Annotated in this window: 3 protein-coding genes and 1 rRNA gene; 1 reads left to right on the top strand and 3 read right to left on the bottom strand. The window is 69.1% G+C overall.

Going from position 1 to position 11,281, the window contains the following annotated elements:
- Window positions 1-7 precede the first annotated feature (7 nt).
- Window positions 8-120: ribosomal RNA gene (gene rrf / locus SNE35_RS15570) — 5S ribosomal RNA — on the top strand.
- Window positions 121-261: 141 nt separating this feature from the next.
- Here rrf and SNE35_RS15565 read toward each other — a convergent pair.
- From SNE35_RS15565 to SNE35_RS15555, 3 genes are all read right to left on the bottom strand, one after another.
- Window positions 262-7,209 (bottom strand): hypothetical protein, encoded by a 6,948-nt coding sequence (locus SNE35_RS15565; RefSeq protein ID WP_320423829.1) that lies wholly within the window; start codon window positions 7,207-7,209, stop codon window positions 262-264.
- A 157-nt stretch (window positions 7,210-7,366) separates the two neighbouring features.
- On the bottom strand, window positions 7,367-10,477 hold the full coding sequence (locus SNE35_RS15560) for a S8 family peptidase (protein ID WP_320423828.1): 3,111 nt from the start codon (window positions 10,475-10,477) through the stop codon (window positions 7,367-7,369).
- Between the two features lie 87 nt (window positions 10,478-10,564).
- On the bottom strand, window positions 10,565-11,140 hold the full coding sequence (locus tag SNE35_RS15555) for a PEP-CTERM sorting domain-containing protein (RefSeq protein WP_320423827.1): 576 nt from the start codon (window positions 11,138-11,140) through the stop codon (window positions 10,565-10,567).
- Window positions 11,141-11,281: the final 141 nt, after the last annotated feature.

Below are 11,281 nucleotides of genomic sequence, written 5' to 3'. Positions count from 1 at the left end.
AGTCAAGCCTGATGACCATAGCGATTCGGTCCCACTCCTTCCCATCCCGAACAGGACAGTGAAACGAATCAGCGCCGATGATAGTGCGGATTCCCGTGTGAAAGTAGGTCATCGTCAGGCTATTTACTCCGCAGACCCCCACCTCCCAACAGAGGTGGGGGTTTTGCTTTTATGCGCTCCTGATTACCTATTTGGCGGGAGTTCAAGACGCCAATACGGGGACAAGTGCTGCAGCTGTATTGGCACGCAGCACTAAGCCGGTCAGGCCAGCAACGGTCCCCAGTGCGGCGCGTTGTGCTCCTGCTGTTTCAGCAATTCCAAGGCCTGCGCGTGATCCGCGGTGGTGGAGGCCAGCGCGGCGTGGGTCGCAGTGGCGGTCTCGCCCAGCACGTGATGCGTGGGTGACTGCAGCAGGTCGCCGAGTTGCGGCACCGTGGCGGTCGACGACGATGAGGAATGACTCTGCGCGAACCACACGTCGTCCAGCGCACGGGTTTCGCCGCTGGTGGTCGTGTAGTTGCTGGTCATGCCGATCAGGTTGCCGTTCTGCATGGTGTGGGTGCTGGTGGCATTCAAGTTCAGCGACTCGATGCCTAGCGATGCGAGCGAGACCAGTTCGCCGCCGGTGCCGTCGGTGCTGCCCACCCAGACCTTGAGTTCAGAGAACTGCGCGTCTGCAGCGCTGATCTTGCCGTCGTGGTTGGTGTCCAACTGGGCCAGCGCTTCGAAGCCGTTGCTGGCCAGAGTACCGTTGGCGAGATGAGTCGCCGTGCCAAACAGCTCGGCGCCGCTGTCGACCTTGCCATTGCCGTTAACGTCCAGTGCCAGCAGGCCGCTGCCGGAGCCGACCCAACCGATATTCGCGGCCTGGCCGGTGGCGTTGATGTCGAAATGGGCGCCGTGCGCCGCGTCCACCGTGTTGATGCCCAGGCCCGACAGGTCCAGCACGAGCGGCGAAGCGCCGTTCAGCGCTGCGAGCTGGGCCGCGGTCATCTGCTGCAATTGTGCGCCGGTGAAGGCGGCCACATGGTTCATGTCGATGGCCGAGAGCTCGCCGGTGGTCAGCGCGTGGATCTGGGTCGGCGTCAGCGAGGCGATGGTGTCGGTGGCGAGCGCGTTGAACTGGTCGGGCGTCAGGTTGGCGACGGCCGAGACGTTCAGCGCCGCCAACTGCTTGCCGTCAAACAGGCCGAAGTGTTCGGCCGACAGCGCGCCGATCTGCGCGGAGCTGAGTGCGCCGACCTGGGTGGGCGTCAGCGCCTCCAGTTGCGCCGGCGTCAGCGCGGCGACGTGGGCGGTCGTCAACACATTGATCTCGCCATAGGTCAGCGCGCCGATCTGACTGGTCGTCAGCGCGGCGATCTGGTCGGGGCGGAACATTGCGAATTCCTTGGGCGACATCGCGTACAGCGCGCTGGCACTGATGCCGGCCATCTGGGCGTCGCTGAAGGCGGCGATCTGTGCGGCGGTCAGTGCCAGCACCTGCGCGTCCGTCAGCGCGGAAATCTGGTCCGGGCTCAGGCTGGCGAACACGCTGTTCAGCGCGGCCACCTGGCCGGCGTTCATCGCCTCGCGCTGCGTCGCGGTGAAGGCCTCGATGTGCGTGATGTCCATCGCCGCGATCTCGGCGGTGCTCATCGCGCCGATCTGCGCTTGGGTCAGTGCGGCGATCGCGTCGGTGCCCAGGGCATTGATCTGGTCTGGTGTGAGGATGGCGATCGGCGCGGTGCCCAGTGCGGCGACCTGCGCCGAGTTGAGCACGCCGAAGTGGGCGGCCGAGAGCGCGTGCACTTGGTCGGCGCTCAGCGCCGAGATCTGCGTCGGCGTCAGCGCGTGCAGTTGCACGGGTCCGAGCGCGGCGATTGCCTGCGTGCTAAGCATGCCCATGTCGGCATAGCTCAGCGCACTGATCTGGTCGCCATCCATCGCGGCGATCTGGTCGGCACGGAAGGCTGCGAACTGGCTCGGCGCCATCGACGCCAGCGCGCTCGGGTTCAGGCCCGGGATCTGCGCGGGGCCGAGCACGGCGAGCTGGTCCGATGTCATCGTGACGACCTGCGCGTCGGTCAGGCCGGCGAGCTGCTGCGGGCTCATCGCCGCGATCACGCTCGGGCTGATGCCGGACAGGTGATAGGGCGAGATCGCCGCCACCTGCTGCGGGCTCAGCGAGGCGAACTGCGTGGGCTGCAGCGAGTTGAGCTGCGCGCCGGAGAGGCCGGCAATCACGGCCGGTGTGAAGGCGGCGAGCTGCTGCGGCATCAGCACCGCCAGCTGCGCGGTGGACAGCGATTCGAGCTGCTGCGCGTTCAGCCAGGCCATCTGCTCCGGGTTCATCGCGTGCAGCGCCTGCGGCGTGATCGCCTGGAGCTGCGTCGGATCCAGCACGCTGACCTGCGCGTTCGTCAGCGCCGCCACCTGCGTGGCCGACAGCGAACCGAAAATGCTGGCCGAGAGGCCGTGCAGCGCGGCGGTGGACATGCCGGCCAGGCTGTCCGGGTCCAGCGCGGCGAGCTGGCTGCTGGACAGCGCCTGCGTCTGCGTACTGCCCATCGCGTGGACCTGCGTGGCGGTCAGCAGCGACAGCGCGCCGGTAGCGAGCATCGTCATCTCGGCCGTGGTGAGCGCAGCGATCTGCGCCGTGCCCAGCGCCGCCACCTGCGTGTCGCCGAGGGCATGGAACTGGTCGCTGCCCAGTGACTGGACGGCCGCGGCCGACAGCGCCGCGGCCTGCGCCGTCGTCAGCGAGGCCAGCTCCTGCGTCGTCAGGCCTTGCGCCTGGGTGCTGCCCATCGCGGCGATCTGGTCGGTAGACAGCGCGGTCAGCGGGTTGCGCGTCAGCAGCGCGATCGCGTCGCTGGACAAGGTCGAGAACACGGAGGTGTTGAACGCACCGGCCTGCGTGGCGTTGAAGGCGGCGAGCTGGTCGGTCGTCAGCGTGGAAACGGCGCCGCCTTGCAGGTTGGCGATCTGCAAGGTGCCGAGCGCGCCGAGCTGCTGGGCATTCATCGCGCCGAGCTGGGTGCCGCTGAGCGCCAGTGCCTGCGCGCTGGTCATCGCGGCGAGCTGGCTGCCGGCCAGCCAGGTGATTTCGGCGGTGGACAGCGCGGCAATCGCGCCGCTGGCGAGGCTGGCGAACTGGCTGGCGCCGAGCTGCTGGAAGTCGGTGCTGCTGAAGTTCTGCAGCTGGGCCGCCGTGATGCCGGCGAGCTGCGCGCTGGACAGCAACGGCAGTGCGGCGCTCAGCGTCGGGAAGGCGTTGTTGGCCAGCACAGCGATCTGCGCGCTGGTGAGGGCCTGCATCTGCGCCGGACTGAACTCCAGCAACTGGCTGGTCGTCAGCGCATGCAGTGCCGTCAGCGGGATTGCCTGCACCTGGGCACTGCCCAGCGCCTGCACCTGGGTGCTGCTGAGCGCCGCCAGCGTGGCACCGCTCAGCGCGGCGAGCTGGCCGGTGCTCAGCACGGCCAGCTGCGAGGGCGTGAAGGCCGCGAACTGCGAGGTGCTCAGCACGGCCAGCACATCGCTCCGCAGCGCGGCGACCTCGCCCATGCTCAGACGGGACAGTTGCTGGCTCGTCAGCGCCTGCACCTGCGCGGCGCCCAGCTGGGCCCATTGGTTGTCGCTCAGCGCGTCGAGATGGTCGGTGCCCAGGCCGCGGATCTCGGCGGTGGACAGTGCGCGCAGCTGCGTCGTGCCCAGCGCGTGCAACTCGTCAGCGCCCAGGCTCAGGAACTGGGCCGAGGTCAGCGCGGCCAGGGCCGGCGTGCTCATGTTGGAGACCTGCTCGGCGCTGAAGGCCTGCAGCTGCAGCGTGCTCAGCGCATGGACCGCGACGGTGCCGAGCGCGGCCATCTGCGTGTCGGTCAGTGCGGCGAGCTGGGCCGGGCTCAGTGCGACGGCGTTGACGGCGCTCAGGGCCTGGATCGCCGAGGTGCTCAGCGCGGCGACCTGCTCGGCGCTGAAGGCCTGGATCTGCGCGGCGCTGAAGCTGTTGAGCTGGCTGCCGGTGAAGCCGCTGAGCTGGTCGGTGGAAAGGCCCGCCAGCGCGCCCGTGGACAGCGCATGCAGCTGCAGTGCCGACAGCCCCTGCAGCTGCGAGGGCTGCAGCGCGGCCAACTGGGCGGCGCTGATCAGGCCGATCTGGTTGGCCGGCAAGCCGCCCAGCGCGCTGGAGCTGAGCGCGGCGATCTGGTCGGGCGACAGCGCCGTCAACTGCGCGCTGGTCATGCCCGTGGTCTGGCGCGATTGCAGCAGGCTCAGCTGCTCATCGCTCAGCGCGGCCAGCGCCGTCGGCGCGAGCTGCGCGAACTGGCCAGCGCTCAGCGCGGCGAGCTGGGTCGGCGTGAATTCGCTCAGCAAAGCAGCGTCCAGTTGCTGGACCTGCTTGACGGTCAGCGCCGCGGCGCCGGCCGCGCCCAGCGCGGCGATCTGGTCGGCGCTCATCGCGTGGAGCTGTACGCCGGAGAGGTTGGCGACGGCCGTCAGCGAGAGCACGCCCACCTGATCCGCGCTGAGCGCCTGGATCTGGTCCGTGGTCAGCACCATTGCCGCACTGGCGCCGAGCACGTGCAGGGCGGCCGTGCTCAGCGCAGCGAACTGGGCGGGGCTCAGCAACTGCCACTGGTGGGCGCTGAGCGTGGCGGTCTGCACCGAGGTCAGCGCGCCGAGCTGGTCCGGGTTCAGCGCGGCGAAGGCGCTGTCCGACAGCGCGGCCAGTTCCTTGGGCGTCAGGTGCGAGACCTGCGCGTTCGTCAGCAGCGAGATGTTGCTCGCGTTGAACACGCCGATCTGCGCGTTCGACAGCGCCGCGATCGCGTCGGTGCCGATGAAGCCGAACTGCTCGGCCGACAGCGCTGCCAGCTGCGCGGTGCTGGCGCCGGCGATCTGCTTGGCGCCGAGGACGGTCAGTTGGTCGATGTTCAGCGCAGCGACCTGATCGGTGCCCAGCTTGGCGAACTGGGCGCTGGTCATCGCGGCCACCTGGGCCGTGCTGAGCTGCTCGATCGCCGCCACGCTGAGCGTGCCGACCTGCGCGGTCGTCAGCGAGGTGATCTGGGCCGGCGTCAGCGCGGCCAGTTGCTCGGGCGCCAGCGCGGCGAAGGCCTGGCTGGACAGTGCGTGCAGCGCCTGTGTCGTCAGTGCAGCCACCTGTTCGGCGCTCAGCACGGCGATCTGGTCCGGCGTCAGCACCTGGACGGCAGCGCTGGAAAGGCCGTGGATGGCCGAGGCGCTCAGCGCCGCGAGCTGGTCGTTGCCGAGCACCTGCAACTGGTGGCTGGTCAGGCTCATCAGCTGCACCGAGCTGAGGTCGTCGAGCTGCTCCGCCCGCAGCGCGTGCAGCGCGCTGTCGCTGAGGCCGCGGATCTGGGCGCTGGACATCGCCTGCAGTTGCTCGGCGCTCAGCGAGCCGATGTCCGCAGCGCTGAGGCCCGCCATCTGCGCGCTGGTGAGCGAATGCAGCGCGGCGGTGGAGAGCGTGGCGATGGCGTCGGATGACAGCAGCGCGATCTGCGCGCTGTTGAGGGCCAGCAGCTGGCTCTTGTCCATCGCGGCGAGCTGGTCGCCGCTGAGCGCGGCCAGCGCGTCGCCGGTCAGCTTGGCGAACTGGGCGCTGGTCAGCGCGTCGATCTGGGCCGGCGTCAGCGTCTGGATCTGCTCGACGCTCAGACCGTGGACCTGCACGGTGCTCAGCGAGGCGATCTGGGCGCTGGTGAAGGAGCTCAGCTCATCGGGTGTGAGCTGGTTCAGTAGCGCGCTGGGCAGCGCGCGGATGGCCTGCGTGCCCAGCAGCGCGATCTGGTCAGGGGAGAGGGCGGCGAACTGCTCGGCGGTGAACACCGCGGCGTCGACCGAGGCCAGGCCGCGCAGCGCGGCGCTGGACAGGTTGGAGAGCTGATCGGGCGAGAGCAGCTGGAACTGGTGCGTCGTCAGCGCGTTCAACTGCGCGGAGCCGAGCGCAGCCATCTGCTCCGGCGTCAGCGCGGCCACCTGCGCATCGGTCAGCGCGCGGATTTGCGTGCTGGTGAGGCCGGGCAGGCCGGTGGGGTCGATCGAGGCGATCTGCTCTGCACTGAGCGCGCGCAGCTGCGGTGTCGAGAGGCCATGCAGCGCGGCGCTGGAGAGCGCGTCGATCTGCGCGTCGGACAGGGTGGTGAGCGTAGCGGCGGACAGGCCCGCGATCTGGCGCGAACCGAACACGGAGAACTGGTCGGGGGAGAGCGCGTCGAGCGCATCGCTGTTCAGCTTGCTGAACTGCAGGCTGGTGAAGGCCACCAGCTGAGCGCTGGAGAAGGCCGAGAGCTCCTCCGCCGTCAGCGAGGCCACCTGCGCGGTGCTCAGCGAGGCGACCTGGATCGTGCTGATCGCCTGCATCTGCTCCGGCGTCAGCGACTGCCACTGCGCGCTGTTCAAGCCGGCCAGCACCTGCGTGCTGAGCGAGGAGACCTGGTCGCCGCTGAGTGCGTTCAGCTGGTCGCTGGTCAGCCCGGCGACGCCGCTGCTGTTCATCGTGTGCAGCGACTGCGTGGACAGCGACTGGATCTGATCCGTGCTCAGCGAGCCGAGCTGGCCGCTGGAGAGCGACGACAGCTGCGCGGCGCTGAGCGTGCCGGTCTGGTCCGTCGTCAGCGCCTGGACCTGGCTGGACCCGAGCGAATTGACCTGCTGCGTGCTCAGCGCGTGGATCTGGTCGGTGGTCAGCGCGGCGACGCCGCTGGGCGCGATCGCGCCCAGTTGGTCGCTGGTGAGCGCCTTGACCTGCAAGGTGGCCAGTTGCTGCAGGTTGTCCGTCGTCAGCGAGGCGATCTGATCGGTGCCCATCGCGGAAATCGCCGGCGTCGAGATCGCCTGCACCTGCGTGGGCGACAGCGCGGACAGCACGTCGCCGTCCAGCGCTCCCGCCTGCTTCGAGGTCATCGCATGCAGACCCTGCGTGGACAGGCTGCCCAGCTGGTCGTGCGACAGCGCCGCGAACTGCGTGCTGCTGAGCATCGGCATCGAACGCGCGCCGATGCCGGCGACGGCGGCGAGGTTGATCGCCGCGACCTGATCGGTGGAAATCGCCGACCAGCCGACGGCGCTGATCGCCGCGACCTGGCTGCTGCTCAGTTGCGCGATCTGGTCCGTGCCCAGGGCAACCCAATCGGCGGAACCCAGGGCGGCAATCGCCGCGCTGGACCATTGGCTGATCGGTGTGGTGGGCAGGGACATCGCAGAGGCTCCGGGTAAGTCCGGACTCAATTCGGTCCGAGACTGCCCGAGGGACTCTAACGATGGCCCGCTTTTCTAAAGCCCGAATTAGCCGGTGTTTTCCGATCTCATTTTTCGACCTGGAAACATGCCGGCCCGGACTCTCTGCGCGGCCTTTTTACTGCGGGGGCTGCTGCGGTATCGGCAGCAGTGCCGCCTGTGCCGCACCGGACACGTTGTCCTGTATCACCGTCATCACCCCAAGCGCCGGCGTGTTCGCGATCTCGCTGTTGACGGTGACGGTCGCACTGCCCGAGCCGCCCGGCGGCACCGTCGGTGAGCCGCTGAAGCTGATCGCCGGCGCGAAGGCGTTGAAGCTGCCGGTGCCTGGCATGGCCGCGCCGGTGCCGTCGGTGCCGAAGTAGAACAGGCGGTACTTGAAGCGCGGGTTGGCGGTGCTCAGGTTCAGGCCCGCCGTGCCGGCGCGCCCCACCGGAATCTGCAAGGTCGAGTTGTCGGTCGGCTGGGTGACGGTGAACAGCAGCGAGCCGCCACCATTGATGTTGCAGTTCGCATCGGTCGGGAAGATCGCGCTGGCGAAGGTCGACTTCGCCAGCGAGGTGCTGAGGACGGAGCCGTTGATGCCGATCAGGACCAGGTTGGGCGTGAACCCGGGGCCGCCCGAGGTGTCGATGCAGATATCGAACTCCTGGCGGGCCAGGGTCGTGGACGTGCGGTTGTGCGTGTTGATGCCGAAGATCACGTTGGTGCCCGACAGCCGTACGCCGATCGCCCGCACGTCCGCCTGTGCGATGCCCTGCGGCGTGGGCTGGTACTGGCCGAGGCTGAAAAAGACCGGCGTGGTGGCGATGGCGCCGCCGGCGTTCGTGAAGTTCACCGTGTTGCCGGTCTGCGAGGTCGCGACGTTCGAGCGGCTGTGCGCCACCAGGTACCAGGGCACGGACAGCGAGACGTTGCCGTTCAGCCGCGAGTTCGACGGCGTGAGCTTCACGTAGCCGCCGACGTCCTGGAAGCCGGTGCCGCCGCCCACGGAGTTCGCCGGCACATCCAGCCGCACGTCGAAGGTGGCATCGCTGTTCGCGTTGACGATCACCGAGGGCGGCACGGTCAGCGTCGCCGCGGCCGGCCCCGAGCTCTTCACGGCCGTGATGTTGAACTGCACGGCCTTGGTCGCGGCGTTGTGGACGGTGACCGTCTTGGTCTGGCTGAAGTCGGTCAGCAGGTCGGCGTAGCCGAAGGAGATGCTCTCGTCGGGCATGCGCACGACCGCCTGCGTCGCCACGGCCGCCTGGGCCTGCACGAGGCCGGCGCCTTCATTGCGCTGCAGCAGGTCCTTCATCATCGTCGGGCTGGCCGTCTGGACCACGGCGGCGCGCAGGTCCGCCTGCGACCAGGTCGGGTGCGCCTGCTTGGTCAGCAGCGCCACGCCGGCCACGCCGGGCGTGGCCATCGAGGTGCCGGAGACGGACTGGAAGCCGTTGCCGGTGCCGGAGGCCGTGGAGATCACGGCCACGCCCGGCGCGGTGACGCCGGGGCGCAGCACGCTGTCGCCGATGCGCGGGCCGGCCGACGAGAAGCTGGCGATCCGCTCGAAGCCGGGGTTGGCCTGCAGGCCGGCATCGCTGGCTAGCGCCGTGGCCGGGGCCGGGCCGCCGGTCGGGCCGGCGATCGCGGCAGCGTCGGTCAGTGAGACGCCGAAGAAGGGGATGGTGACGTTCTCGTAGACGTTGCCGGTGGACGGGTCGGGCGCGCCGCCAGCGATCTGGCCTTCATACGGCGGCAGTCCTGCCGCGTTGTTGATCATCGCCGCCGCGGCGGCGCCGAAGTGCTGGGCGGCGCCGGCGCGATAGACGCGCGCGCAGTTGCCGCGCGCGGTGACGACCATCTTGCCGGTCAGGCTCACGCCGGTGACGGCCGGGTCGTACTCGTTCGGGTCGCAGCCGAGCGAGACGGTGCCGTCCGAGTTGCGCAGCACGCGCACCGGGTAGTTGGTTGCACTCGGGAAGCTGGCGCCGTTGGCATTGATCACGGTCAGCGTGCCGCCGCCGGAGGGCTTCAGCGTCGCCATCGGAGTGCCGGCCATCGCGTCGGTGGCGGCGACCGAGATCGCGCCCTCATACACGGCCGGCGCGCTGGTGATGTAGGGCGTCGGGCCGGAGTTGCCGGAGGCGGCCACCACCAGGATGCCGGCCGCGGTGGCGTTGGCCACGGCAACCTCTTCGGCCAAACTGCCGGCGTCGGTGTTGCCCGTGTTGCCGAAGTCCGAGCCGAGCGACATGCTGATCACGTCGACGCCGGCGGCCACCGCCCAGTCGATCGCCTCGGCGACGACGTTGGTGTTGCCGCTGCAACCGAACACGCGCACCGAGTACAGGTCCGCCTTCGGCGCCACCCCGGGGCCGATGCGGAAGGCGCCGGGCGTGTAGGCCGCGGGGGTGTAGGGGCCGGTGTAGGTGGCGCCCGCGGCGGTCACGCCGAAGCCGGTGGCCGTGCCGGCCACGTGGCTGCCGTGGCCGATGCTGCCGCTGGTGAACTCGCAGTCCAGCGGATTCGGGTCCGGCACCGGCGTGTTGGCGCCGGTGTAGGCATCGCCGACCAGATCGATGCCGCCCTTGACCTTCGGTGCCGCCGGGCCGAACAGCGCCGGGTTGGCCGGCGCCGCGTCCGTGGCCTTGGCGGCCTGGTAGGCGGCCACGGTGCCGGGGCCGCCGAAGTTGGCGTGGGTGTAGTCGATGCCGGTGTCGATGATCGCGATCTTCATGCCCTGGCCGAGGAAATTGCCCGCGACCGAGGTCCAGGCCTGCGGCGCGCCCATCAGCGGAATGGCATTGGTGTTCAGCCGCTCGTAGGTGCCCACCGGCCGCACGTCGACCACGCCGGGCAGGCGGCGCAGCAGGGCGATCCGGTTGCGGGCGATCTTGACCTTGATGCCGTTGATGGCGGCCCGCAGGTGGGCCTGCACCTGGCCGCCCAGCGCTTCGATCGACGGGCTCAGCGCCTGCTGGTCCGCGCTGCGCGCGGCCATGATCGAGGCGCGCTCGCCCATATCGAGCTTGCGGCCGGACTGCCGCTGCACGCTGGCGACGCTGTCGCCGCGCAGCATGACGATCACCGTGGTCGGCGTCGTGTCGGTCATGCGGGATTTGAACGTGGGCTTGATCGCCGTGTCGCTGGCGATCGGCTGGAAGGCGTCAGTGCCGGTGACCGCCTGGGCGGCAGCGGCGAGCGGGGTCAGTACGGCGCACAGGCCGACGATGCTTTTCTTCATTTCTCGCTCCTGATGAGTCGCGATAAACGCAAGGAGGCGCCGTCCGGCGCCTGGGGGTGTTGCTTGCCTGCAGGGCTTGCCGGCGGCTCAGCGGCGGCGACGGGAGGCGCCCAGCGCGAGGATGCCGGCCAGGCCTGCGAGCGCGAGGCCGTCCGGCTCGGGCACGTTGACCGAGACCGAGTCGAGGTCCCAGAAGGCGAAGGTCTGGCTGGCCGCGAAGCTCAGGTTGACGAGGCCGCCGGTGCCGTCGAAGAAGATGTTGTACTCGGTGTAGCCGAAGGCCAGCTCGTTGTTCAGCGACAGCGCCGTGGCGCCATCGAGGAGCACGGCGAAGCTGTTCGGCGCGGAGGCGCCGGTGACGTCGGCCTCGTTCATCAGCCAGAAGCTGAGCATGTAGTGGGTGCCAGCCGTGGTTGCCAGGTCCTGGCTGATGGTGCTGACGCTGCCATTGCCGAAATAGGCGGCGTAGGTGCCGTCATGCGGCGCGAGCGTGTCGACGGCGTCGTAGACCGGGTTGATGTTCGTGGTCCAGCCGGTGAAGTCGCCGGTTTCGAAGCCTCCGTTGGTCACCAGATCTGCGCGCGCCGAGGCCGCACAGCAGAGCAGGGCGGCCGCGGTAGCCGCGCTCAGTAGGGAATGCTTGGTAAAAAATCTAGCCAGCATGATGAAACCCCTTCCGTGATGGCGGAAAAATTGGACCAAGCTCCGCCCGGGTCCCGGGGCCATTCAAAGCCCGCCGGGACCATGACGAAAGTCAGGGTGAGGGGTTCATGCTAGGGGTACTTATCACATGATGGCGTCCTC

This window comes from Roseateles agri, assembly GCF_034043675.1.
GTDB lineage: Bacteria > Pseudomonadota > Gammaproteobacteria > Burkholderiales > Burkholderiaceae_C > KK5.
Note: the sequence above shows the minus strand (reverse complement) of the source record. Positions and strands in the feature narration are given on the sequence as shown.

Bases quoted from the DNA above. Each gene is read 5' to 3' on its own strand.
- SNE35_RS15565 (WP_320423829.1), bottom strand. From the start codon at position 7,209: ATGTCCCTGCCCACCACACCGATCAGCCAATGGTCCAGCGCGGCGATT.
- SNE35_RS15560 (WP_320423828.1), bottom strand. From the start codon at position 10,477: ATGAAGAAAAGCATCGTCGGCCTGTGCGCCGTACTGACCCCGCTCGCC.
- SNE35_RS15555 (WP_320423827.1), bottom strand. From the start codon at position 11,140: ATGCTGGCTAGATTTTTTACCAAGCATTCCCTACTGAGCGCGGCTACC.